At 50.9% G+C, this 25,478-nt stretch carries 25 protein-coding genes; 2 read left to right on the plus strand and 23 right to left on the minus strand.

Annotated features, from left to right (window positions below):
• Positions 1–30: 30 nt before the first annotated feature.
• From ACTQ3A_RS03945 to ACTQ3A_RS04015, 15 genes are all read right to left on the minus strand, one after another.
• Complete coding sequence (locus ACTQ3A_RS03945) at positions 31–1,188, minus strand: cysteine desulfurase family protein (RefSeq protein ID WP_441494102.1); 1,158 nt, start codon at positions 1,186–1,188, stop codon at positions 31–33.
• 119 nt (positions 1,189–1,307) lie between these two features.
• Positions 1,308–2,048 (minus strand): 16S rRNA (uracil(1498)-N(3))-methyltransferase, encoded by a 741-nt coding sequence (locus tag ACTQ3A_RS03950; protein ID WP_441494103.1) that lies wholly within the window; start codon positions 2,046–2,048, stop codon positions 1,308–1,310.
• Positions 2,049–2,063: 15 nt separating this feature from the next.
• Positions 2,064–3,023, minus strand: coding sequence for a 50S ribosomal protein L11 methyltransferase (gene prmA / locus ACTQ3A_RS03955; protein WP_441494104.1), 960 nt, complete (start codon positions 3,021–3,023; stop codon positions 2,064–2,066).
• A gap of 458 nt (positions 3,024–3,481) precedes the next feature.
• Positions 3,482–4,636: a molecular chaperone DnaJ gene (dnaJ, locus tag ACTQ3A_RS03960; protein WP_441494105.1), complete on the minus strand. Its 1,155-nt coding sequence runs from the start codon at positions 4,634–4,636 to the stop codon at positions 3,482–3,484.
• Positions 4,637–4,741: 105 nt separating this feature from the next.
• Positions 4,742–6,625 (minus strand): molecular chaperone DnaK, encoded by a 1,884-nt coding sequence (gene dnaK / locus ACTQ3A_RS03965; protein ID WP_441494106.1) that lies wholly within the window; start codon positions 6,623–6,625, stop codon positions 4,742–4,744.
• Positions 6,626–6,663: 38 nt separating this feature from the next.
• Entirely contained in the window at positions 6,664–7,341 is a 678-nt protein-coding gene (gene grpE / locus ACTQ3A_RS03970; protein WP_441494145.1) for a nucleotide exchange factor GrpE, read from the minus strand.
• A 181-nt stretch (positions 7,342–7,522) separates the two neighbouring features.
• A complete protein-coding gene (gene hrcA / locus ACTQ3A_RS03975; RefSeq protein ID WP_441099881.1) occupies positions 7,523–8,617 on the minus strand; it encodes a heat-inducible transcriptional repressor HrcA in 1,095 nt (364 codons plus the stop codon).
• A 583-nt stretch (positions 8,618–9,200) separates the two neighbouring features.
• Positions 9,201–9,560 (minus strand): cupin domain-containing protein, encoded by a 360-nt coding sequence (locus tag ACTQ3A_RS03980; RefSeq protein ID WP_441099883.1) that lies wholly within the window; start codon positions 9,558–9,560, stop codon positions 9,201–9,203.
• Positions 9,561–9,656: 96 nt separating this feature from the next.
• Positions 9,657–10,145, minus strand: a complete 489-nt coding sequence (locus ACTQ3A_RS03985) for a deoxycytidylate deaminase (RefSeq protein WP_441099885.1) — start codon at positions 10,143–10,145, stop codon at positions 9,657–9,659.
• Between the two features lie 131 nt (positions 10,146–10,276).
• A complete protein-coding gene (upp, locus tag ACTQ3A_RS03990; RefSeq protein WP_441099887.1) occupies positions 10,277–10,906 on the minus strand; it encodes a uracil phosphoribosyltransferase in 630 nt (209 codons plus the stop codon).
• A 198-nt stretch (positions 10,907–11,104) separates the two neighbouring features.
• The gene (rpiB, locus tag ACTQ3A_RS03995) at positions 11,105–11,539 is read right to left on the minus strand and encodes a ribose 5-phosphate isomerase B (RefSeq protein ID WP_441494107.1); all 435 of its coding nucleotides are present in this window, start codon (positions 11,537–11,539) and stop codon (positions 11,105–11,107) included.
• Positions 11,540–11,613: 74 nt separating this feature from the next.
• A complete protein-coding gene (locus ACTQ3A_RS04000; protein WP_441495248.1) occupies positions 11,614–12,642 on the minus strand; it encodes an L-threonylcarbamoyladenylate synthase in 1,029 nt (342 codons plus the stop codon).
• 51 nt (positions 12,643–12,693) lie between these two features.
• A complete protein-coding gene (locus tag ACTQ3A_RS04005) occupies positions 12,694–13,344 on the minus strand; it encodes a hypothetical protein (RefSeq protein ID WP_441099892.1) in 651 nt (216 codons plus the stop codon).
• A gap of 208 nt (positions 13,345–13,552) precedes the next feature.
• Positions 13,553–15,241, minus strand: a complete 1,689-nt coding sequence (locus ACTQ3A_RS04010; protein ID WP_441494109.1) for a glycosyl hydrolase family 18 protein — start codon at positions 15,239–15,241, stop codon at positions 13,553–13,555.
• 505 nt (positions 15,242–15,746) lie between these two features.
• Complete coding sequence (locus ACTQ3A_RS04015) at positions 15,747–17,267, minus strand: hypothetical protein (protein ID WP_441494110.1); 1,521 nt, start codon at positions 17,265–17,267, stop codon at positions 15,747–15,749.
• A 279-nt stretch (positions 17,268–17,546) separates the two neighbouring features.
• On the opposite strand from ACTQ3A_RS04015, the gene tnpA reads away from it, so the two are divergent.
• Positions 17,547–18,023 carry an IS200/IS605 family transposase gene (tnpA, locus tag ACTQ3A_RS04020; RefSeq protein ID WP_441494111.1) on the plus strand — a complete coding sequence of 159 codons (477 nt, stop codon included), beginning with the start codon at positions 17,547–17,549 and terminating at the stop codon, positions 18,021–18,023.
• Between the two features lie 96 nt (positions 18,024–18,119).
• On the opposite strand, the gene ACTQ3A_RS04025 is transcribed toward tnpA, so the two are convergent.
• Both ACTQ3A_RS04025 and ACTQ3A_RS04030 read right to left on the minus strand, forming a co-directional pair.
• A complete protein-coding gene (locus ACTQ3A_RS04025) occupies positions 18,120–18,293 on the minus strand; it encodes a hypothetical protein (protein WP_441494112.1) in 174 nt (57 codons plus the stop codon).
• 31 nt (positions 18,294–18,324) lie between these two features.
• The gene (locus ACTQ3A_RS04030; RefSeq protein ID WP_441494113.1) at positions 18,325–18,570 is read right to left on the minus strand and encodes a hypothetical protein; all 246 of its coding nucleotides are present in this window, start codon (positions 18,568–18,570) and stop codon (positions 18,325–18,327) included.
• Between the two features lie 924 nt (positions 18,571–19,494).
• Here ACTQ3A_RS04030 and ACTQ3A_RS04035 point away from each other — a divergent pair.
• Positions 19,495–20,301, plus strand: a complete 807-nt coding sequence (locus tag ACTQ3A_RS04035; protein ID WP_441475003.1) for an adaptor protein MecA — start codon at positions 19,495–19,497, stop codon at positions 20,299–20,301.
• Positions 20,302–20,422: 121 nt separating this feature from the next.
• Here ACTQ3A_RS04035 and ACTQ3A_RS04040 read toward each other — a convergent pair whose 3' ends face one another.
• The 6 genes from ACTQ3A_RS04040 to ACTQ3A_RS04065 form a co-directional block, all read right to left on the minus strand.
• Complete coding sequence (locus ACTQ3A_RS04040) at positions 20,423–20,680, minus strand: HPr family phosphocarrier protein (protein ID WP_441099898.1); 258 nt, start codon at positions 20,678–20,680, stop codon at positions 20,423–20,425.
• Complete coding sequence (gene whiA, locus ACTQ3A_RS04045) at positions 20,673–21,644, minus strand: DNA-binding protein WhiA (RefSeq protein WP_441494114.1); 972 nt, start codon at positions 21,642–21,644, stop codon at positions 20,673–20,675. The genes ACTQ3A_RS04040 and whiA overlap by 8 nt, the downstream gene beginning before the upstream one ends.
• 4 nt (positions 21,645–21,648) lie before the next feature.
• Positions 21,649–22,527 (minus strand): RNase adapter RapZ, encoded by an 879-nt coding sequence (gene rapZ / locus ACTQ3A_RS04050; RefSeq protein WP_441099952.1) that lies wholly within the window; start codon positions 22,525–22,527, stop codon positions 21,649–21,651.
• A 173-nt stretch (positions 22,528–22,700) separates the two neighbouring features.
• Complete coding sequence (gene murB, locus ACTQ3A_RS04055) at positions 22,701–23,615, minus strand: UDP-N-acetylmuramate dehydrogenase (protein ID WP_441494115.1); 915 nt, start codon at positions 23,613–23,615, stop codon at positions 22,701–22,703.
• A 19-nt stretch (positions 23,616–23,634) separates the two neighbouring features.
• Positions 23,635–25,287, minus strand: a complete 1,653-nt coding sequence (locus tag ACTQ3A_RS04060; RefSeq protein WP_441494116.1) for a tetratricopeptide repeat protein — start codon at positions 25,285–25,287, stop codon at positions 23,635–23,637.
• The gene (locus tag ACTQ3A_RS04065) at positions 25,288–25,449 is read right to left on the minus strand and encodes a hypothetical protein (RefSeq protein WP_441099903.1); all 162 of its coding nucleotides are present in this window, start codon (positions 25,447–25,449) and stop codon (positions 25,288–25,290) included.
• Positions 25,450–25,478 lie beyond the last annotated feature (29 nt).

A 25,478-nucleotide genomic window follows, 5' to 3' on the forward strand; every position in this document is an offset into this window, starting at 1 on the left:
CAATTTATGACGAATCCTCGTCTCCACATCTTATTTTCTGGTGAATCTCCGGAGCTGCGGCACCACTTCATGCAGTACCCCAATGGTGTAATCAATCTCCTCCATCGTCGTCAGTTCACAGAAGCTGAACCGCACCGAAGACTCCATGATTTCTCTCGGTGCATGAATTGCCTCCATGGTTGCGCTTCCTCCCCGCCTGTGACTGGAGCATGCACTCCCCGCAGAAACGCTGATACCTCTGGATTCCAGGGTATGCAGAAGCACCTCACTGCGTATTCCCTCGAATGAAATATTCAGAATATGCGGAGCACCCTGCCGGAGATCTGACGGCCCGTTGATATGGATCTTTCCGAGATCCGCAACACCCTCTGCCAGATGTTCCTTCAGACTGTACATATGCTCCGCGTTTTCCCTGAGCGATGCACAGATTTTCTCCGCGGCGGTACCCAGTCCCGCGATTCCCGGAACATTGTCCGTTCCGGAACGCATTCCATTCTGCTGCCCGCCTCCATAGATCAGAGGATTTATCTTCACCCGCTGATCTATGAACAGAAATCCGGATCCCTTGGGCCCATGGATTTTGTGTCCGCTGACGGAAAGCATATCTATCTTCATTCGCTTTGGAAAGATCGGATACTTTCCGAAGGACTGTATCGCGTCTACATGGAAAAAAGTACCCGGATACCGGCTGCGCAGCATTTCGCCGATTTCCGCCACGGGCTCCACGGACCCGATCTCATTATTCACCATCATGACGGACACCAGTATCGTATCCTCCGTCATCGCCTCCTCCAGATCATGAAGATCCAGAACGCCGTCTCTGCCAACCGGAAGCTTGACAATCTCATAGCCCATAGCCTCCAGTGCCGCTGCCGGAGCCGCAATCGCCGAATGCTCAATCGCTGTAGTGATAATCCGTCTGCCTCTGCGCCTGTTCGCGAGTGCCGTCCCGAACAGCGCCCAGTTATCCGACTCCGTGCCGCCGGATGTAAAATAGATCTCGCCCGGCTTTACCTTCAGAATTCCGGACAGAATTTCCGCGCTTTTTCGGATATATTTTTCCGCATCAACGCCTTTCTGATGCATGGAGGAAGGATTGCCGTAATCCTCCAGCATCGTTTTTCTCACGATATCCGCAACCTCCTCATAACAGCGGGTTGTTGCCGAATTGTCAAGATATGCTTCCATGTTACCGTTCTTTCTATATAATCATTGTCACTTTATACCGCGGCTTAGACAAATAATTGTTCGTTTATCTCAGTAAACCACCATACGTTACATCGTGCCGCAAACTGTATAAGCCCCCGTCAGTCTCTTTCCAGAAGATACATCAGGATCGACAGCATGGTCATTCCTGCAGTCTCCGTTCTGAGAATTCTCTTGCCGAGCGTAATGGTCGTAAACCCGTTCTTTCTCGCATCCTCAGCTTCCCGCTCATCGAACCCGCCTTCCGGGCCAATCAGGACGCCCACCGACTGTCCCGGCCGTATGCCGGACAGAACCGACCGCGTCTTCTCCATTCCGCCCTCCATTTCATAGGGCATCAGCCGGACATCAAGGCTTCGGGAAAATTCCAGAGCCTCCCCGAACGTCATGATATCATGAACCTCGGGGATGATGAGACGTTTTGACTGCTTGGCAGCACTTTCCGCAATCTTGTTCCACCGGGCCACCTTCTGCGTTGCCCTCTTCCCATCCAGCTTCATGATACACCGCCTGGACGAGACCGGAATCACCGAATATGCTCCCAGTTCGACCGCCTTCTGAACAACGGTCTCCATTTTATCACCTTTGGGAAGACATTGAAACAGGAAAATCCTCGACGGGAGTTCTTTTCCGGGCAGCTGCGCGTCCAGGATCCTGCAGACCACTTCTTTCTCCGACAGAGAAACCACCTCGCAGGTATACTCCCACTCATCCTGGCAGGAGATCAGAACCGTTTCACCCGGACGCATCCGCAGCACATTACGAATATGCTGTACATCCTCTCCCGTAATATTGACCAGACCGTCTTCAATCTGTGACCGGTCCGCAAAAAATCTGTACATATCTCCGTCCCTGCCTTAATCCGGCTTTCTCGCGGTAATCGATACCCACTCACCCTGCTGCGTCTGCTCCACAATTTCAAGCCCCGCCGCCCTGCAGGCATCCAGAACCTTGTAGGCCTGATCCTCAAGAATTCCCGAGGTGATGTAAATGCCGCCCTTCTTCATCGCCGGCACAACCGCCGGAGTCATCGGAACCAGGATATCCGCCAGAATATTCGCCGTAACGATATCATACTTCTCATATCCCGCTCTGTCCTGTGTTTCCTGGTCATCGATCATGTTGCCGATGATCATGTCAAAGGCGCCGTCCGGTATATCGTTTGCCTTCCGGTTATCCTCGACCGCAGGCACTGCGCAGGGATCCAGGTCGGTTCCAAGCACATGTCCTGCGCCAAACTTGACTGCGACAATTCCGAGAATTCCACTTCCCGTTCCCACATCCAGCATCTCCATCCCCGGCTTCACGTATTTCCGGAGCTGACGAATACACAGCTGCGTTGTCTCATGCATTCCGGTTCCAAACGCGGTGCCGGGATCGATGTGAAGGATCATCTTGTCCCTGTCCTCTTCCTTCACCTGCTCCCAGGATGGAATGATCAGGATATCGTCCACATAAAACTGTTTGAAATACTGCTTCCAGTTGTTAATCCAGTCCTTATCTTCCGTCTCCGATTCCTCGATCGTTCCTTCCCCGATATCGGTATAAGAACGAAGTTCATCCAAAGCTTTCCTTGCTTTTTGAAGGACAGCCTCTGTGTCCGTCTCTTCCGGGTCCAGATAAAAATTCAGATACGCGATGCCGTCATCGTCGGGCAGATCAGGCAGAATATCCACAAACATCTGCTCCTTTTCTTCTCTGGTAAGCGGCTTCTTGTCTTCAATCTCAGCGCCTTCAATGCCACAGTCATAGAGCGTTGCAATGACTATATCCTCCGCGTCTTCGATTGTCTTTAAACGGTATTTCTTCCATTTCATCTCTGTAAATCCTCTCATTCATCGACATGCTTACCGGATTGCCCGGATGCGCAGTATAAAAACAATTCCCGATAGATCAACCGTTTCCTCTCAGGACATACACCGTGTACGGATCCATGGCAAACAAAAAGAAGCCGCCAAAGAAAAATACTTTCTCACCGGCAATGCGGTTTGTATGGACCCGATGTCGGGGTATAGATACCGCACGGTCTTTTTCGTCTCTTGAAGTATAACCGTATTTTCACTTCTTGAAAAGGAATATTTCCTGAAAGAGCGATTTTCCTGAAAGAGCGGTTTTGAAATGAGAATGAACAGAGAAATACCTCCTCCCGGACTGCAAGGAGGCTGCCGTACCGGCCCTGCTCAGACCAATGCGACAGCCTCCTGATCATCCGGCTGTATACACCGGAAATCCGCTCTTCACTATTACCGTTTGTGGCACGATTATCGTATGGGCGTTACTCTTTTTTCCGCCCGAATCTTACCTTTTTCTTCTTCGGCTCTTCTTCGCTTCCCAGAGAATTACCGCTTTCGGCATCAAATTCTCTCAGAAGCTCCTTTGCCTCTTTTGAAAGATTTGTGGGGGTCTGCACAATCAATGTCACATATTGATCGCCCCGCACATTTTTGTTGTGGATCGATGGAACACCCTTTCCTCTCAGCCGGATTCTCGTCCCCGTCTGAGTTCCCGGCTTCACCGTATACACCACATCGCCGTCCACCGTATTCAGCCGGATATCCCCACCAAGTGCAGCCTGCGCAAAGCTGACCGGTGCTGATGAATAGATATCCACACCGTCACGCTGAAAAATCGGATGTGAAGCAACCGCTACCTGCACAAGCAGATCCCCTCTCGGGCCTCCGTTTACGCCTGGTTCTCCCTTGTCGCGGATGCGGATGCTCTGTCCGTCATCAATTCCGGCCGGAATATCGACCTGAATTTTCTTTCTGGAGGAAGTAAACCCACTTCCATGACAGTCGGGACATTTATCACGGATGATCTTTCCGGTTCCTCCGCAATGCGGACAGGTCTGGATATTCTGAATCATACCGAACATGCTCTGCTGGGTCTGCCTGATCTGACCGGTTCCGTGACAATGGGGACAGGTCTCCGGTGAAGTTCCGGGTCTTGCCCCTGAACCGCCGCACGTCTTGCAGGTATCCTTCAGCGTCAGCTCAATTTCCTTCTTGCAGCCGAATACAGCCTCCTCGAATGAAATGTGCACAATGGCTCTCAGAGATGCGCCTCTTCTGGGGCCATTGTTCGCGCTGCTTCTTCCGCCGCCGCCGAAAATATCGCCGAAAATGTCGCCGAATCCACCGGATCCGAAAATGTCATTGAAGTCAAAGCCTCCGAAACCGCCGGCGCCACCGGCGCCGCCATTCTCAAAGGCAGCATGGCCGAACTGATCATACTGTCTTCTCTTGTCCGGATCACTCAGAACGGAATACGCTTCACTGGCTTCCGCAAATTTCTCGGCCGCATCCTTATCTCCGGGATTCATGTCCGGATGATATTTTTTTGCAAGCTTACGATACGCCCGCTTGATGGTCTCCTCATCCGCATTCCTGTCGACCCCCAGGACCTCGTAATAGTCTCTCTTTTCAGCCATTGATTTTCCTCACAATCTGCTTCTGTTTCTAAAAATCAGAGAACGAGTTCCGGCCGAACGGATCGAAACCCGTGACCGGAACATCGCTGTCTCCTGTAATCTGAATCAGACTTCCTTGTAGTCAGCGTCTACGACATCGTCGCCGCCGTTATTGCCTGCGCTGCTTCCGCCCTGAGCGCCGCCCTGCGGGCCTGCGCCCGGATTCGGGCCGCCCTGATTCTGCTGCATGTTCTCGTACATCTTCGTGAACAGAGCCTGTGAAGAATTCATCAGTTTCTCCTTCGCCGCCTTGATGTCCGTTACCTGCGCGTCGGTCAGACTTCCGTCTGCCGGAGCCTTCGCGAGCAGGTCCTTCAGTGCGTTCAGGTCTGCCTCAACGCCGCTCTTCTGATCCGCCGGCACCTTGTCGCCGACTTCCTTCAGAGCCTTCTCTACCTGGAATACCGTCGAATCCGCTTCATTCTTCGTATCTACGGCTTCCTTTCTCTTCTTGTCCTCAGCCTCGTACTGCGCTGCCTCTTTGACTGCCTTGTCGATCTCCGCGTCGCTCATGCTCGATCCGGAAGTGATCGTGATGTGCTGCTCCTTGCCAGTTCCAAGATCCTTGGCGGATACATTTACAATGCCATTCGCGTCGATATCGAAGGTTACCTCGATCTGCGGAACGCCGCGCATTGCCGGCGGAATTCCGTCCAGACGGAACTGTCCGAGAGACTTGTTGTCTCTGGCGAACTTACGCTCACCCTGTACAACGTTGATATCCACTGCGGTCTGATTGTCCGCTGCCGTGGAGAAGATCTGGCTCTTCTTCGTCGGAATTGTCGTGTTTCTCGGAATCAGCGGTGTCGCGATTCCTCCCATGGTCTCAATGGAAAGGGTCAGCGGTGTGACATCGAGCAGAAGCACGTCTCCGGCTCCAGCATCTCCGGCCAGCTTGCCTCCCTGAATCGATGCGCCGATTGCCACGCACTCATCCGGGTTCAGGTTCTTGCTCGGCTCATGTCCGGTCAGCTGTCTTACCTTGTCCTGTACCGCCGGGATACGTGTGGAACCGCCGACCAGAAGAACCTTCGCAAGGTCAGATGCGGTAAGTCCCGCGTCGTTCAGAGCGGTTCTTACCGGCTCCGCGGTCGCTTCCACAAGATCTGCGGTCAGCTCGTCGAATTTTGCCTTTGTCAGGTTGAGATCCAGATGCTTTGCGCCGTCCGCCGTAGCGGTGATGAACGGAAGGTTGATGTTCGTGGTGGTCGCGCTGGAAAGCTCGATCTTTGCCTTCTCTGCCGCCTCACGGATTCTCTGCATCGCCATCCTGTCGCCGGAGAGGTCGATGCCTTCCTGCTTCTTGAATTCACTTACGATATAATCGGCAACTCTCTTATCAAAGTCGTCGCCGCCCAGATGGTTATTGCCGGCGGTAGCCAGTACCTCGATGACGCCGTCGCCGATCTCGATGATGGACACATCGAAGGTGCCGCCGCCGAGATCGTATACCATAACCTTCTGCTCTTTCTCATTGTCCAGGCCGTAAGCCAGCGCTGCCGCTGTCGGCTCGTTGATGATACGCTTTACATCAAGTCCGGCAATCTTGCCGGCGTCCTTTGTTGCCTGACGCTGTGCGTCATTGAAATATGCCGGGCAGGTGATGACAGCCTCTGTGACCTTTTCTCCCAGATAGCCTTCCGCGTCACTCTTCAGCTTCTGCAGAATCATTGCGGAGATCTCCTGCGGAGTATAGCTCTTGCCGTCAATGGTAACTCTGTAATCGGAGCCCATGTGACGCTTGATCGATGAAATTGTGTGATCCGCGTTTGTAACTGCCTGACGCTTTGCCGGCTCACCTACCAGACGCTCTCCTGTCTTTGTGAACGCGACAACGGACGGGGTCGTACGGCTTCCTTCCGCATTCGCGATAACGGTGGGTTTTCCACCTTCCATAACGGCTACACAGCTGTTTGTAGTACCAAGGTCAATACCGATAATTTTTCCCATTCTATTTTCCTCCTGATCGGATCTGTTTTTCTGTAATGTCAGTTGGCCACCTTCACCATACTGTGACGAACCACAACATCCTTGTACTTATATCCCTTCTGAAGCTCCTGTGTGATGATGTTTTCACCGACATCCGGGTTGTCCTCATGCATCACCGCATTATGAAGATTCGGATCAAACTCGGCGCCCTCCGCCTCGATGGTCTCAACGCCCATATCTGTCAGGATCTTCGTCATCTGCTTGTAAATCTTGTTCATCCCCTGAACGAACGAATCCGACTCATCCGCTCCGGCAAGTCCTCTTTCAAAATTATCGACAACCGGAAGGATCTTCTCGATAACATCTCTCGCGCCCATATCGAACATCTCGGATTTTTCTCTCTCCGTGCGCTTGCGGAAATTGTCGAACTCAGCCATCTGACGCTGCAGTCTGTCGGTGAGTTCTTCAATCTTCTCATCCTTCTTGTCCTTTTTTATCTTTTTCCCGGAACCGGATCCTTTCGCATTATCACCATTTTCCACAGAGCCGGCGCTTTTCGCCTCATCCTGCTTCTCTTTGGGATCAGATTTCCCGGCTTCATTCTGCCTTGCCTTCTCTTTGGTCTGATCCGCGGCTTTTCCGTTACGAACTCCGTCTTCCTTTTCTGTCTTCTCTTCCTTCATCGTATCTGCTTCTGCTGTACGTTTCTCTGTATCTTTTGCATTTTCTTCGTTCATATGATTATCCTTCTTCATGGCTTTTTTTCTCTCTGCTTCCGGGTCTGCCCCGTCGGCGCCCCGCCTGCTGTTATTCACGTCTGCCATGTCTGTCCCGCCTTTCTGTTTTATTGCTTCTAAATCTAATGTGAATCTCCGCATGGATTAATCACTTCTTCGTGTACTCCCGGATCCCGGTCTGCTAGGACTCTGTGCTGTCATCGATAATGTCATGATCGGACGAGGTCTCGAGCTTGGCGTCTCCGTTTCCGAAGAGAGCATTCATCTGTGATTTCAGCTGCTTCAGATTTTCTACTACTTTCTTATAATCCATTCTCCGAGGGCCTACAATAGCGACCGTTCCCTTCATCCCGTTTCCAAGATTGTAGTTTGCGGTGACAACGGAGCAGTCCTTCATGCCCTGAATCGGGGATTCGTTCCCGATATAGGCGGTGATCCCGTTCGAGGCTTCCTCGCCCGGAGCCGTCTCGCGGATCATCTCAGCCAGTTCCTTCTTATCTCCGAACGCGGTCATCAGCTCCTTGGCTTTTTTCGAATCCGCAAGTTCCGGATAGTCGAAAATATTTGTCGCACCGCTCAGATAGATCGGCATGTCCTCCTCTCCCGGCTGTATGGTCTCTGCCACTGCATCGATCACACTGCTGATGACTTCGCTATGAATGCCTGCCTGCTGCTTCATCCGAGTGATCATGTCCAGATTGATCTCGCCGATTGTCTTTCCGTTCAGCTCGTTGTTCAGAAGCAGATTCAGTTTCAGAATATCGTCTTCATCAATAGATTCCTTGAGGTCAATCATCTGGTTTTTGACCAGATTCCCCTGTGCAACCACTACCGCAAGAAGCTGTTTCTCATTGATCCGGGACAACTGAATGAACTTCAATGAGTTCTGATGATACGACGGTCCCGCAATCATTGTCGCATAATTGGTGTTCTGTGCCAGCACATCCACGACCTGCTTCAGTACCTTTTCCATACGATCCGTTTTCTGAATCATCAGCGTCTGTGCTTCGGCATCCTGATTTGTTTTCTGTATCAGCTCGTTTACATAAAGCCGATATCCCTTATCGGAGGGAATCCGTCCGGACGAAGTATGCGGCTGAATAATATACCCCATTTCCTCCAGATCCGACATCTCATTTCGGATGGTCGCGGAGCTTAGATTCAGGTCTGTGTATTTGGAAATTGTCCGTGATCCGACAGGCTCTCCCGTCTCCAGGTATGTCTGGATAATAGCCTTTAGAATCGTCTTTTTTCGTTCATCCAAATCTTCTCCCACTCCTTGGCTCCTTTCTTCCTTCTGAGGATTGATCTCCGGCAGGATCGTTCCCCTTGCCGGTTTGTCAGCACTCTGAATTGCAGAGTGCTAACGCCTATGTTTCATAAGATAGCACTGCATTATTTTTTTGTCAACTACTTTTGCTGTCACGCGTTGAATGCGGTGAATGCTCCTTTTGCTGTTGCGCGGTGAATTGAGCGCGGCGCTAATGGCAAATTATTTTCGGGTTAATTCTTATGGCAATTCATCGCAAAAAATATTTGAACAATCCTCCGAAAGGAATGACCTATCAGAAAATCCAACACTTCGCATTCGGCTGCGGCTCACTGTTCGCGTAAAAAAAACAGGCCGTCACAGTTCCCTGTCTGCTCCAGCCTGCTGCCTGTCGGCATATAATACCGCGCAAGAGCGCAGCTTTATCCTTTGTAATGCTTCTATTAATAAACATCAGGGACTTGTCACTGCTTAGTATGGCTAAAATGTCAGGGACTTGTCACTGCTTAGTATGTAGTATGGCATGTGTCCCTCGCCATATGTCACGTGTCAGATGTCCTTCGCCGCACTGACCACGTATCTGTTCCTGTCAGTCGTTCAGATACCCGGCTTCATTGTAGATCAATGCCATGAACTCCAGATCATCGTCCGAATTGTTCTCCATGCTGTGATACTGTCCGACCTCAATCACGCAGACGTCTCCGGCTGACACATGATAAATCCTGTGGTCATTATCAATAAAATCACCGTGGCCCTTCAGAATATAGTAAGGCTCCGTGTCATGTACATGCTGATGCCAGCCTACGCTTGCGCCTGGCGGAAGTGTAACCTTTGCGTACATCCTTCCATGCCCCATAAGTTCCTCCCTGGACACAATATGGGAAACCTTTGCTCTTCCTCTTCCTCCTGCAAGGCCATCTACATAAGTAACGTTCTCTTTACGGACCATTTCCTGTCTCCTCCTGTCTGGTTTTTAAAGCCGATGCACTTGTCCTTATCCTGAATATTGAACCCTGACCTGTATGTGTTGACATTCTGTTTTTTCTCAGACACGGATTGTGAGTATCCTGCCCGAGGAGTTATATTTTTCAAACTCTACTCCAGCTGCCTGAAACATCATTTTCGATGCAATGACGGAAGGTGTTTTGTCATACTTGTCGTCATCATAGATAACCTTCCGGATTCCCGCCTGGATAATTGCCTTCGCACATTCATTACACGGGAAAAGCGAGACATACAGCTTTGCCCCTTCGAGACTTCCGCCCCGGTAATTCAGGATCGCGTTCAGCTCGCTGTGCGTCACGTAGACATACTTTGTCTTCAGCGGATCCTCGTTGCTTCTGGCCCACGGAAAGGCATCATCGGAGCAGCCTCTTGGAAATCCATTATAGCCGATGGAAAGAATCTTGTTGTCCTGGCTCACGATACAGCATCCCACCTGAGAATTCGGATCCTTGGAACGCATGCCTGCCAGCTTGGCAACTGCCATAAAATACTCATCCCAGGAAATATAGTCTTTTCTCTTATCTGACATCGTTCCTCCAGCATTCTGTGTATAAGCCCTTCGAAAACGCAGACAGATCGCCTGTAGGATCGCAAGTGTACGAAGCATGGGCAATCCGCAGCTTATACCGTGTGTATCCCCGTTCACAACATGTCGGCGCTTTACTTTGTTCCGAAAATTCTGTCTCCCGCATCGCCGAGTCCGGGCACAATGTATCCTTGTTCATTCAGATGATCGTCCAGCGCGCCTACCACGATGGATACATCCGGATGTTCCTTCTTCAGGCGCTCCAGTCCCTGCGGTGCCGCAATGATACAGAGAAAATGAATTTTCTGGCATCCATGCTTTTTCAGCTGGCGAATCGCGTCACAGGCAGAGCCTCCGGTCGCCAGCATCGGATCTACCACAAAAACCTCACGTTCTTCAATGTCGGAGGGGAGCTTGCAGTAATACTCCACCGGCTGAAGGGATTCCGGATCTCTGTACATGCCGATGTGTCCGACCTTTGCGGCGGGGATCAGCGTCTGGATACCGGAAACCATTCCCAGACCCGCACGAAGAATCGGTACGATGGCCAGCTTCTTGCCGGCCAGTCTCTGAACGGTTGTTTTTGTGATCGGTGTCTGAATCTCTACGTCCTCAAGAGGAATACTGCGTGTTGACTCATAGCACTCCAGCATGGCAATCTCGGAGATAATCTCGCGAAATTCCTTGGTTCCCGTACTTTCCTCGCGGATGATTCCGATTTTATGCTTGATCAGCGGATGATCCATAATAATTACTTTTCCCATTTTTCTTCCTTTCCACTCATATAACTGCAAGACACAGGTTCCTCACAAACGATCTGTCTCCGTCCGGACACAGGTGCAGCATTCTCCGGCGAATTACCGCTTCCTTCCGGCATCCCGGTCCTTTGCATTACTGTTTCCACGAGTTGTGCCTCTGCAACATGCAGCGGGCTCTCTTCCGGCAATCCGATTTTCGCCTCGTTACTGTTCCTCTTCAATCTTACGGATCCTTCGGATATGTCTCTCCCCCTCCGAGAACGGTGTGTCGAGGAACGCGTCTACAATTCCGCACGCAACTCCGGGTCCCGTGACTCTTCCGCCCATCGCAAGGATATTTGCATCGTTATGCTCCCGCGTTGCCCTCGCCATAAACTCGTTCGTGCAGAGTGCGCAGCGGATTCCCTTCATCTTATTTGCAGTGATCGAGATGCCGATTCCGGTACCGCAGATCAGGATTCCCTTCTCGCAGCTTCCATCCTGAACAGCGTGCCCGACCTTGTGGGCATAATCCGGGTAATCGACAGATTCTTCACTGAAGCAGCCAAAATCCTTGTATGCGATTCCCTTTGCATCAAGATGAGTCTTGACCTCCTGCATCAGCCGATAACCTCCATGGTCACATCCAAGTGCTATCATTTTGTCCTCCTTCTCTGCAGCACACATGTGCTGATCTGTATCTGCCTCTTTCTGAAAACCCGGTCAGGCACCTCTCATGCCTGAATCACTTCATGGCCGGCCGCCTTGATCAGACGGTTCATGATTGCCTGACCCATTCTCGGTGTCTCAAAGGATTCTGTATAGATATAGTCAACCCCGTCAGCATCGAAGTCCCGCAGAATCTCATATAGATGGTGCGCAATCGTCCTGTCGTCTGCCCTGCTTCCAATACAACGGATATCTCCTTCTGTGTACCTGTCCCGGCTCTCCTCTGTGCAGATGATACCGACACGAAAGCCCTCCGAAAGTCTCTTTTCGGTCAGCTCCCGGATTTTTGAAAAAACAGCCTCCGGCTGTCCCTCTACGATCGCAAGATCTGCCTTCGGCGCATAATGCTTGTACCGCATGCCCGGTGCCTTCGGCCGCACATGAATATTCTCGGACATAATACCAGGATCAACTGTGACCTCTCCGATCACCTTCTCCAACATCTCCTGATTCAGAAAACCCGGACGCAAAATGACCGGATGTCCCTCACTGAAATCCACAATCGTAGACTCCAGCCCGATATTCACCTGGCCTCCGTCAATGATCATATCGATCTTGCTGCCGAGATCCTCCTCCACATGACTGGCGAGTGTCGGGCTCGGTCTTCCGGAGGTGTTTGCGCTCGGCGCGGCAACATATCCGCCTCCCTGACGGATCATCTCCCTTGCAATGGCATTGTCCGGAAAACGGACTGCCACCGTATCCAGCCCTCCCGTTGTCTCATAGGGAACCAGATCGGTCTTCTGAAAAATCATGGTCAGCGGTCCCGGCCAGTATCTCTCTGCCAGTCTCCTCGCTCCCTCCGGGAACTCACGGATCAGTGGAAAAAGATGCTCCAGATCAGCGATGTGTACAATCAGCGGATTGTCCGATGGTCTCCCCTTTGCGGCATAGATCTTTCGGGAAGCCTCAGGATCCAGGGCATTTCCTCCAAGTCCGTAAACCGTCTCCGTCGGAAACGCGACAAGGCCTCCTGATCTCAGAATTCTTCCCGCCTCACGAAGGGCATCCATATCCAGGTTATCTTCCGTCATCCTGACAATTTTTGCTTTTCCAGTCTGCATGGATCGGTTCACTTCCATCCTTTAATAATCATCTTCGCGAAGCGGCAGGTCACAGTTCTCCCCTATCTCCGGGCTTTCGTTCACAATATCCTGAATCGTCTTGTAGGAATTCATGAACTGCTTCTGCACGCGGTTGAAGATCTCGACAACATTTGCAAGCTCTTCCTGGACAGCCTCATACTTCTGTTTTCCCTCACGGTTGATCTCATCGACTTCCTTCTGCACACCCGCAAGGGTTTTCTGTGCCTCTACTTGCGCTTCGTCACGAATTTTCCTTGCTTCCGTCTCCGCCTCTGAGATTCTTCTCTGCTTCTCAGCCTCAGTCTCACGGTCAATCTGCTTTGCGCGGATCTTTGCCTCATAGATCAGGCTTCCGATTGTCTCATAATTATCGACATACGACTGATACTTCTCGCGGATGGTTTTCTCCATCTTGAGGATCTCCTGATCCCGCGCCTCCAGTGTCTCCTGAAGCTCCGCAATCTTTGCGTCCTTCTCGCTGATCTCGTTATCCTTCGCTGCAAGGGCTTTCTTCGCATCCGCGAGATCCCGGATTATTTTGCTCTTTTCCTGATAGGCATTATCCTTTAATCGCTGAAGCTCAGCCAGCACATCGTCCTTGTCGTACCCTCCAAATGCGGTAGTCTTGAACAATTCTTCATTTTCGGCCATAGCGGTTACCCCCTTTGATCGTATACTCCCGTAATCGAAACGAGATAAAACGCGCTTCACGGGTTTTATCTCGTCTTCGCAATGCCCGCCATAAAGCGATGAGCGCCCGGCTCACCGTAAGCGTAAGTAAAGTATAGCACAGCATCCCCGGATTTTAAATCTCGGATTCCATTCCGACTTTTCTCCCTGCCCGTCCGCGATGCTCTGCTCACTCGCTGTCCTTCAGATAACTGCTGATGATTTTCCAGACATCGGATCGCTCGTAGCCGAGCCTCCATTCCGCAACACCAGCAAGATCCGCCTTGCGGATCAGTTTCATCTTCTCTTCGATGGATTTTTCATCCTCCAGCCAGATGCTGTAGGTCTCATCACCCACGGTGACACTTCCCGTGTTCTGACCGCTTTCCGAATCCCATCTTGTCTGGATACCGAGAGACTTCACCCACTCGTCCGCCTCGTCCATACCAAGAGCCTCACTCGAAGGTGCCTCCCCGGACACCGTTGTCCAGCCCCTCGTGTAAAACGGAATCGCGTTGATCACCTGGTCGGCAGGAACCTCCGCAAGCGTATCCTCAATGCCCTGCTTTACAAAGGAGAGCGAGGCAACCGACCCCGCCTCGTCGGATCCCGCCGTGTGCTCGTCGTATCCCATGATAACAAGATAATCCACGGTTTTCGCCTGTTCGGCACGATTCAGATATGCTGTATATACCGGAACATAATTATCTACGGAGACAATCAGATCTTTCGCATGAGCGGCAACGGAGAGTTCCCGAAGAAACTGCAGATACTGCGGCGTGTTCTCTGCAGTAACCGTTTCAATATCGACATTGATTCCGTCCATTCCCGTGTCCTCCGCAGCCTGAATCAGCTGAGTGATCACGAGAGAACGGCTGTCACCGTCCATCAGTATGGTGCCGATGTCGGCCTTGCTTCCGCCCACGTCCTGCAGACATCCCCATACCTCAAGTCCTGCGTTATGCGCCATGTTCACATATTCCGCATTGGCGTAGGAAGTCAGCTTCCCCTTGTCATCGGAAAAGCTGAACCACGTCGGAGAAATCGTATTCAATCCCTCCGCATCCTTGGTCAGCTCGGTGAAAGAGCCCGTTCCATCATCATTCTCACTGCAATACTGCCAGGCGAGATTAATCTTCTGATCCGCGAACTTATGGTCAAAGATGAAGCGGGAGTCCGTGGTATGCTTGATCGTACCCTCAGGAGCTGTCTTCAGCTCCGACTTCAGAATATATCCGATAAATCCGTCACTCGTGGACACCTGACACCATTCATCCGCATTCCCAGTCAGAACAACGACGTCGCCTTCCTTCACGCTGGTCAGAACATCGCTCTTCGGACCGCCGCGGAAGCGGATCACATCATCTTTTGTCACCGTCTCTGCCGTAAGGTTCGTCCATTTGGTTCTTGCAACGACTCTCCACGGATCCTGATACACTTCAAGATCGATATCCGAATTCTCCCCGATACAGTCCGCAGAGATATACACGGTGTCTCCGTCCTTCAGAACCGCATTGCTCCCGTCATCAGGCGTCCAGGTTTTTGTGCCGTCCGGAAGAGTGAGCAGAAGCTTTCCGCTGCCGCTTTCCCAGAAAAATCCCGGATTCAGATAGTTCTCCACGGTATCATAATCTACATACACCTGATTGTTCTTTACCAGCCCCTTGGTCTCCAGAACGGCGTCATCCACAACCAGTGCCGCCTCCTTCCCGGATGTAAGACCAAAGTAGGAATCCAGATCCATCTGATCATAGGTAAAGGAATGCCGGTTATAGATAAATGCCGCAGTTCCGATAATCAATACTACAATGATACCAAAAATAACAGCAGGGAGAACAGAACGCTTTCCCCTCCTGCTTCTCTTTCGCGAATTCGACATAACAGACCTCTTGCGCCTCAAACGGACGTCTTTTTTTACAATATATTTCCGTGCCAGGCGAAAGGACCCTGCTGCTCATTCATCCATGCCCGCCTGCTCAGGCGCTGCGGCCGAAATCCGCTCTGTCACAATCGGACTTATTTTAACATGTTAAATGAGGCATGGCAAGGAGAGCACCTTCCTTGAACTACCCCAACTGACCGAAGTCAGTTGGGGATTCCGATGGGTCAGCCTTGCGGCTTCCCCATAAGAACCCTCGGTTTTACCAGCTACGAGGTATATGCATGCTCTTTTCGAAACAAAGAAACCGAAGCCTCCCGAATCTAATGGGACATGCTTTCGAAGTCCGCATAGAAGCGTCCGTCCCCGCACCAGAGAGTGACATACAACTGCCGAGGCCAAATGTCGGGGTACCGCTATACGGCGTGATCCCTTGCGGGATGTTAATGATTACTACGATAGAAAACGGCAGATACCGGTTTTCTCGAAACAATACCGTTTATGATTACAAAGCGGCTGTGTACCAGGCAGGACAGCTTTTATCGTTCTGCCGCAGCCAGTCTTTTAATTTTGTGACAGTGCCAAGGTCCGGAAGATCCAGGTAGAAAGCATGTGTCCGGATTCCGGACAGCTTCTTATACAACGCCACGTCTTTTTCTGCAGCATAATAAGGGCCGGTCTGCTTTTTGCTGTCGAGAAGGTGTCCGTACACATCAGGGATGATAAGCTCGTCCAGTCTTTCCAGAGCACGGAGTCCGATGCAGTAAGCCGCGGCGGTATGGACGGAGATTCCGTACTTTCGCATGAACAGCAGCTTTCCCCAGAAGCTCGTATAGGCCGGATCTACGTACAGGACAGAAAAACCTTTGCGGCTTCCCTGTGAATCCAGATGAAAGCGAAACTTTTGATAAGCAAAGGACGAAACGAGGAAGTTGGATCTTTTTACGCTGTATTTCATGGAAGCCCGTTTTGTGGTAAGATCCAGATTCTCAAATACCAGCGGTCTGCCGGTTTCCTTGTTGAATACTGCCACCCGGGAGACTACGTCGCCTATGATCTGATCGCGTTGCGTCGATGACTTATGTTCCAGGTCAAATGGGATTTTCCCATAACGAAGCAGTTTACCGGAAGGATCCACTTCCACCCATGCCAGATGATCCACATTCAGGTCACAGGAGATGCATCCCTCGGACAGATCCGCCGACGCTTCATGATCCGGGAGATCAAAGTTGGCGGATACGATTAAATATTCCCGGCCGTTTCCATCTGTCATCCGTTTCATCCGATAGCTGACGGCCTGACGAAGGTCTTTGCTGCACTGGAAACACGCGCGCCATTCCGCCTCATACCGCGCAAGGTGAAACTTTGGAAAAACAACCGTTCCCATCCCTTTCGGAAGATCCCAGTGCAGGTTTCCCGTTTCATCCGGATGGACCAGATAATTCCCATAACGGCTGGTATGCCTTCCGGTTGCCTGCATGGTTCGATATCTTCTTCGATGGAACTCTCTGCGCCATGTGTCGTCGCATCCGACGGTATCCTTGGTTTTATAAAATGCCATGGATCCGAACAAAATACGATCCGGGTTGGACTTGCCAAGTTTTTCCAACTTACACTCCCTGCGTCGGAAAGCTGCCTGTACGTTGTGCAGCCGCGCATTGGTATTGCGGATCCGCTGTTCGACGAGACGTTCATATTCTTCCAGAGCGTAGACGTGTCTTCCACCGGGAAAAGCCGTCTGCCCGCTGATTTTCAACATACAGCCCTTATAGGGCCGTTTGAATTTCCCGGTCCTAACATATGACACAATCGTTTGTTTGATCGCCCGCAGTTTTGTCAGGCTTTCCGTCAGGGAGATGATCTTTCTCTTCCGGGCAGCCAGATCATCTTTGATCCTTGCGAGATACCACTTCCGGAATTCTCTTTGTGAGGATAAGAGACCGGTGACTTCCGCATAGAGAGAAGTGGAATAATAATCATTGATGCCGTACTCCTTCATCCATGCGCTGTAGGTTATCTTTTTCAATCCAAGGATATCTCCCTTGGATCCCGGGAGATATCGATTGGCGTATATTGCATTATACATTTGGATCTTGAAATCGTTATAGCAACAGATCGATTGGATACAGAGATCAAATGCGCCTGACGCTAATTCTTCTTTATAATACCTTGGCCCGTTGATCGTAACCTTCATGTTTTATCCTCACATAAGATTGATTCAAATGCTTATTTATGTTAGTATTATAGCATGCAGTGTGAAAAATATAAAGCGCAACATTACATTTATTTCGGAGGTTCAAAGACCATGGAATATACAAAGGGCGCACATTCGGTTTACAGTATGACCTACCATGTTGTACTGGTTACAAAATACAGGAGACCTGTTATGACGGAAGAGATGCGCGCGGCTGCAAAAGAAAGGGTTGCGTATCTTCTCAAGCTGTATGACGGGAAGGTGATTGAAATGAAAGGAGAGCCCGACCACCTGCATATTCTGTTCAGCGTTCCACCGGCAAAAGCACCGGCTGTAGTCATAGCAACACTGAAAACGCAGCTGTCCAAGTTTTTCAAAGCGGAATACCCCGAACAGGTGAAACGATACCTCTGGAAGGATGCTTTCTGGTCGTCCAGTTATTTCGTATCAACAACAGGCGGTGTTTCCAATGAGACGCTTGAAGCGTATATCCGTGACCAGGGAACGGAACATCACAAACGAAAGTATGTGTGGTCCGGTAAGTATGCCAAGAAAAGAAAAAGGGCCGATTCATCCCCGACCAACTAAGGTCGGATCGGGGCGTTCTCGGCAAAAAATAGGTAAAAAAAAACAGGAAACTGCTCTTCGTAAGCGTCAAACGAGATAAAACACGCTGCGCGAGTTTTATCTCGCTATCGCGACGCTCGCCGCACACGAATACTTCGCATTCGGCTGCGGCTCACTGTTCGCGTAAAAAAGAGCCCCCTCCGGATGCGCGGATACGGTCGGGTATCTCTCATCGTCAGAAACGCAGCCGGTGAGGCTCTTATGATAATCTGACGCATCACGGCCATTCAAATTGCCGAACTGCCATCTGCGCCATTCTGTATCAGTTATCTGTCATTCTTCCTGATTCGTTGTGAATCAGATTATAATTGAGCATTTTCTCTCCAGTCACCGGATCATAATAAAAATCCGGCATGTAACATCCCCCTTCATGAACGGCATTTGCCCTCGCATTTTCAATCAGGATCGGGTTACTGGGATGATTGTCCAGATAAAGCTTCCACCCCTTCTCCTCCCACTGGAAGAGCTCCGACTCCGATGAATTCATCATTACTCCTTCATGATACATTCTGATTCCCCCTCCCAAAAAACGTCGAAATATTACTGTATAAGCTTTTCGAAAACGCAGACAGGATCGTCACGCGCGAAGCGTGTGTAAGAGACTGGATGCGATTTCGAAGGCAACAGGTATGAGGATGAAGCGCGAACGCGCGAAATCCGAATACCTGTAGGATTGCGAGAGTGCGAAGCACGGAGCAATCCGTAGCTTATACGTATAAAGCCGTCGTCAAGCGGGCAGTTTTGGGCATGCGAAGCATGCACAGAAAACTGCATGCTTGATCGACGCTAACATGTATGAGCATGGAGCGGTGCGAAGCAACGCGAGAATGCGAATACATGTGGCAGCTGCGTGAGTTGCGAAGCAACGGAGCAGCTGGCTTTATACACATTGGCGCACCCCGCCTGCGGCACAACAACCACATTGCCCCACTGCCATCAGTACAGATCTTTCCTTCCCACGCATGAAATCACCGGGAACGGTACTCTCAGAGATCCCGGAATCAGCGGAATCTGCCGGGATTCCGCGTTCCGGCTCCAGCAATCCATCACTGGAAGGAAAGAAACTTTAAGTGATAAACTGCTAAAAAAAAGGGATTCTTCCGTGATAAAACCTATATTGAATGAAAAATGGGATTCTTCCGGATAAGAACAGACCTCTGCCGGGAGGCAGTATTGGAAGAACAGAAAATATGGAAGAATAAGAAATATAGAAGAAAGACATTTCAGATTACAACCAGAAATATCCGCATAAGCTCTGACGAACTACATAACAGACCGGTACATAAGGATCACCTCTTTTCCTCACGCCGCCGATGTATTTCATGTATGTATATTATACATAATGCAGGTATATTGCACAAGCAGAAATATCCGAACCACTTTACAATTTTTCAGAGTGTGGTATATACTGTGGCTGAAAGGAAGTGATGAGATGAAAATCGAAAAAATTAGCGATAATAAAATACGCTGTATTTTGACGAGCGAAGATCTTTCCAGCCGAAATATCCGGCTGAGCGAGCTCGCATACGGTTCCGACAAATCGCGCAAACTCTTTCAGGACATGATGAGAGAGGCACACTATGAAGTCGGTTTCGATTCCGGGAACTCTCCTCTGATGATCGAAGCGATCCCCACCTCTTCCGAAAGTCTGACTCTGATAATTACAAAGGTGGAAGACCCGGAGGAACTGGATACCAGATTTTCAAAATTTACCCAGCCGACTGCCTCCCTGGGTGACGGCCTTTTCTCTGATTCGACAGGGGGCGATGCGGCCACCCTTGCGGAACTCTTTGACCGGCTGTTCGAGGCGAGAAGGAAGGACACCGGTGACACCGGAAAATCCGTTGCAGCCAAAGATGCTGCAGGGAACAAAACAGACGCTTCTCCTGCCACAGAAACCGCGGACTCCAGACGCTCAAAGCTGAATGATATGCTTCCAAAAAAGCTCATACAGGTATTCCAGTTCCGGAGCCTGGACGACGTCATTTCAGCGTCCAAAGCGGTTCACAATTTCTACAGAGGATCAAATTCGCTCTACAAGACCGAGGCGGAGCAGAACAATTACGAGCTGATCCTGCATCAGTCCGGGATGTCTCCGGTGGATTTTTACCGGACCTGCAACATTCTGAGTGAATACGGCACATGCAGCACAGTGGATGAAGCCGGCGAAGCTTTTCTGCGGGAGCACGGCACTTCCCTGATTTCGTCAAATGCGCTGTACAGGCTTTCACAGCTTTGACAATGAGATAAAGGGACGGCAAAAGAGCTTCTGATCTGAGTTCAGATCAGAAGCTCTTTTGCTGTCTACATATCTTCACATTTTCAGAGGCGGCCGCCCCGCCCGTGTAAATAAATCCGTTTCACTTGTCCTGTGTGAGATAGCTGCGGATGTTCTGAATTGCTTCCTGCTCATCTGCGCCGTCAGCGGTTACAATCACATTCTCACCGTTATCCAGTCCCAATGTCATCATTCCCATGATGCTTTTCGCATTTACCTTCTTTGTACCGCTCTCAAGATAAATGCTGCTCTCATACTGACTTGCCACCTGAACCAGCATAGCGATCGGCCTGGTCTCAAGTCCGTTGGAAATCTGAATTGTAACATTATCTTTAATCATCCTGAAAATTGCCTCCTTGTTTCTCCCTCAGGTCCTCAGCAATGATACTGATCTTCCTTAATCTGTGGTTGACCCCTGACTTACCCACCGGAGAGCTGAGATGCTTTCCAAGCTCAGATAAAGTCGCTGTCGGATATTGTAACCTAATGTTAGCCATTTCGTCAAGTGCTTCCGGTAAATTGGACAGACCGATCCGCTCCTCGATCAGCCGGATATCCGCTATCTGCTTTGCCGATGCCGTGGCCGTCTTGTGGATATTTGCTGTCTCACAGTTGACCTGACGGTTCACATTTCCCCGCACTCCGCGCACAATCCGGATATTCTCAAACTCAAGCAGAGAAGCGCTCGCGCCCATCATGCCGAGCAAATCAGAAATCTGCTGGCTGTCCTTTACATAGACAACCCTGTATTTTTTCCGCTGAACAACCCTTGCGTCAACCTCCAGCATCTCCAGGATATCCCGCACTCCCTCGGCCTGCTCCTCCGTGGTACATACGATTTCCAGGTGATAAGAGGTGTTCGGATCGCTGATCGAGCCACCGGCCAGAAAGGCTCCCCGGATAAATGCCCGCTTGCAGCACGTTCTCTGAAGAATGATCTGCCTGCTGATCGGCACACTGTCGGAGATGCGTCCCCTCTCATCCAGAAAACGCACCGCCTGCAGAATACGAATGGCGGTCTCCCTGTCTTCCACGATGATCTGGTACAGATCCGTCTTTTTTCTCCTCTTATCTTCCACTCTGACAAGCTCCGGACGGATGCGGAAGATTTTCTTCAGCAGCGACAGATATTTATCTGCGACATCCATGTGCTCCGTGCGGAAAACAATCTGATAATCATCCTCCTGTGTCGTCCTGACCGTCGCGCAGAAAATCAGAATCGCCGCAAGCTCGGCAATCTGACAATGTCTTGCCGGACCCGCCTGTCCGATAAGCTCTTTTTTTACCTCTCCGGAAAACGACATAATCTCATGATTTCCTTCTCGCGGCATCCTTATCGATGTCGCGGTGCTCAATTCGAAGCCCGTACTCACCGGAGTGGCCCAGGCGGTGATACAATTCCTCGGCAAGGGTAACCGAACGATGCTTGCCGCCGGTGCATCCCACGGCGATTACAAGCTGCGTCTTCCCCTCCTCGATGTAATTCGGGATAAGAAACTGTACCATGTCCACCAGCTTTGCGATGAACTGTCTGGACACATCGTATTTCATGACAAAATCATGAACCTCGCGATCCTTTCCGGTCAGATGCTTCAACTCCGGAACATAGTATGGATTCGGCAAAAACCTTACATCAAAGACGAGATCTGAATCGGCCGGGATTCCGTACTTGAATCCAAAGGACAGGATCGTAACCATGAGACTCTTGAAATCTTCATCCTCAACAAAAATCTTCTCCAGTTCTGATCTCAGCTCTCTCGTGAGAAGCTGACTCGTGTCCAGAATATAATCTGCCGCCTTTTTCAGTTCTTCCAGCTGCTCCCTTTCCCTGGCGATCCCGGTCTCGACCCTGCCTCCCTTCGCGAGAGGATGGCTTCGCCTCGTCTCCTTATAGCGCTTGATCAATGTACTGTCATCTGCATCCAGGAACAGAATCTTGTAGCGAATTCCCTTCTCCCGGAGCCCGCGCAGCACATCGCGAACCTCCGTCAGGCTTCCGCTTCGGATATCGACTCCCATCGCTACCTTATGAATCCTGCCCTCTTCTCCGTCAACGGTAAGCTCGATCATTTTTCCGATCAGAAAGACGGGAAGATTATCAACACAGAAATATCCCATATCCTCGAGCATTTTCAGAGCGGTGGACTTCCCCGCTCCTGACATGCCGGTTACAAAAACAAGTTCCAGTTCATCCATCTGCCTGCATCCTTTCTGATCTGCCATTGTCCAGATCTGATACACTAACCCAGGACTCATTATCCATGAAAGTACGGTTTTCCCTCTGACCAAAAGCTCATTTTCCACAAAAAACGGAATTTTGCTCTTAACTGAAACGAGCCTGAGAAAAAATCACCCTGTTCTCAGCCCCGGAATCCCAGGAAACGAACCTCCGGCTCCAGGTGCACCTGAAATTTATCCCAGACGCGCTTCTGAACCTGACCAATCAATTCTCTCACATCCTCTGCCGTCGCATGATCACGATTGATCACAAAACCGCAGTGCTTCTCCGAAACCTGTGCGCCTCCTACACGGAAACCGCACAATCCCGCGTCCATGATCAGTTTTCCGGCATAATATCCCTCCGGCCTTTTGAAGGTGCTGCCGGCACTCGGATACTCCAGCGGCTGTTTCGTAACGCGCGCATCCCGAAGATCGTTCATCCTTGCGATGATTCTGTCTCTGTCGCCCTTTGCGAGCGAGACCTCCGCCTCCAGAACGATCCATCTCCGGTCCATGATCCTGCTGTGACGGTAACCGAGATCCAGATCCCCGACCGTTACAACGCGAACCTCCAGATTCTCATCAAGAACGGTCACAGATTTCAGAACATTCTTCATCTCTCCCCCGTAGGCCCCCGCATTCATCGTGCAGGCTCCCCCGAGCGTTCCCGGTATGCCGGATGCAAATTCCAGCCCGGAAAGCGAGTGATCTCTCGCCTCTGCCGCAAGTCTGGACAAAAGGATTCCCGCTTCCGCGTGGATTATGCTTCCCTCTGTGTGAACGTGCTGCAGATTCTGATCAATCCGGATGATCACTCCCCGGTATCCCTCATCACTGACCAGAAGATTGCTTCCGTTGCCGATGATAAACCATGGAATCTCCTGACCCCGGCAGAATCTGACGGTTTCTGCCACCGCCTCGCCCGACGTCGGACAGACCATCAAATCCGCCGGGCCGCCGATCCGGAAGGTCGTATGCCGTGACATCGGTTCCTCGCGGAATGCGTTATCTGCGCCGACAATCCTCTGGATTTCAACTATCGCTTTATTATTCATGTGTGTTCGTATTCTCCCTTCAGCCTCCCCAGCCGGCTGACTGATTGAGCCCGTTGGCTGCTCCTGCTGTTCCCACATCTGCTCCTGTACCTGTTCCGGCTGTTTCACCGCCTGTTCCAGTACCGGTTCCGGCTGTTCCGCCGCCTGCTCCGGTACCGGTTCCGGCTGTTCCCTCATCATCCGGTATACCGTCACCATCCGAGTCGGCGTATCCGTTGTTCTGCGTCCCTGCCGTATCTGCCGCCCCGGCGGTGCCGGCAGTATCCTCTGCTGTGCCTGCTGTATTCGCATCCGCTCCGCCCTCTCCAGTGCCGGACCCGGATGTTGTATAGGTTCCGCCAAGCTCGGTAATGGCATACTCCGCGTATTCCGCCCTCCGCGTGTCCGGATTCGCGTCGATGATCGCCTGATATTCAGCGATTGCCTTGTCCGTGTCCCCGTTTTTCGCGTAGGCCTGTGCAAGGAGATTCATTACCTCGTAGTTATCGGCAGCATCCGAGGAATCGGTCAGTGCCAGTGCCTTCTCAAAATACGAAACCGCATCTTTCCAGTTTTCCTGATAAAAAGCAGTCTGCCCCTGCGTCACATAGGAGCTGTATGCCTGGCTCTGAAGATCAGACTTAATTGAGTCATAGATCTCACTCGCCTCTGTTGAAAGCAGTGAATTGTCCACCTTTGCGAAAGCGTCTCCGGCAGACTCGTAATCCCCGTTCTGATAATCCACATAAGCCTGAAGCAGATTGTCATAGGACTGCTCCGTCGACTGAAGATCGGCGACCTGATCCTTCGCTGAACTCACCGAGCTGGTTGAATCATCAACCTGCTGCTGAAGATCATTGATTTTGCTCTGCTGTGCGGCGATCGTCGTTGTATATTCCGTGATCCTGGAGTTCGTCGACTCGCTGAGGCTCTTCCGGACAGCCGGACCGACCACAAAAGCCGCTCCCGCGATGCCAATCAGAACACCAAACAGTACATTTACCAGTGTCAGATACGCCGGCCTCTCACGAAATGCAGCCTGCCTGACCGCGGCGTTCTGCTGCAGATCCTCGTCCGGATTCTCATTCTTCTTTCTGCCTCTTCTTCTGTCGCGGGTCCGAATGTCCATTGTCGTCGTTGTGCCCGTTGCCTCATCAATCTCCCTGAGGTAACGAAGCGCGGACGGATTGACCCTGTCAATGCGAAGCACCCGCTTCAGCATCCTTCGCGCGTGAGAATACTTTCCATCCTTGATCTCAATCAGTGCCAGAAGGAGATAAGCGCTGACGAGCTTCGGATTGCGGCTGACAATTTTTCGAAGCTCAACCGCCGCGATATCATCATTTCCCTCCCGGCAGGATCTCAGCGCCTCATTGTACTGACGAATTGTCTGATTCAGCTGTTCCAGGTGCTTCGGATCCGACCGCAGATTCTGAATAAAGTAAGCAGCATCGTTTCCTGCAGGTCGGAGATTGGCGCTGATGACCCATTCACTCAGGGCGGAAACCGCCTCCCCTGTCTCATAATATACCAGTCCGAGAAGATTTCTTGCCTGGATATTATTCTTATTAAACTGCAGGCTGATACGAAGCTTATCAACCGCGCCGGAAAGGTCACGGATCTGGGCCATATCAAGTCCCTGGTTGTAATAGCTTCTCGACAGCTGCTCCGCTATATCTTGGCCGAAAACCATTCATGACTCCTTTTCTGTCTTTGAAGAATTCTTCTGGTTGAGTTCCAGTTCTCTGAGAAGATCGACAATGTCTGTCAGATCCTGATTTTTTATCGCATTCTCAACATTCTCCACATCAAGACTCGGCTTAAACTTTTTCAGTTCCTCGTCATAATCCAGCATACAGAACCTGCTCCTTTCGTGTGTGAACT

Origin of the sequence: Bilifractor sp. LCP21S3_F8, assembly GCF_052117805.1 — a bacterium.
In the GTDB taxonomy this organism is placed as follows: Bacteria; Bacillota; Clostridia; order Lachnospirales; family Lachnospiraceae; genus Bilifractor.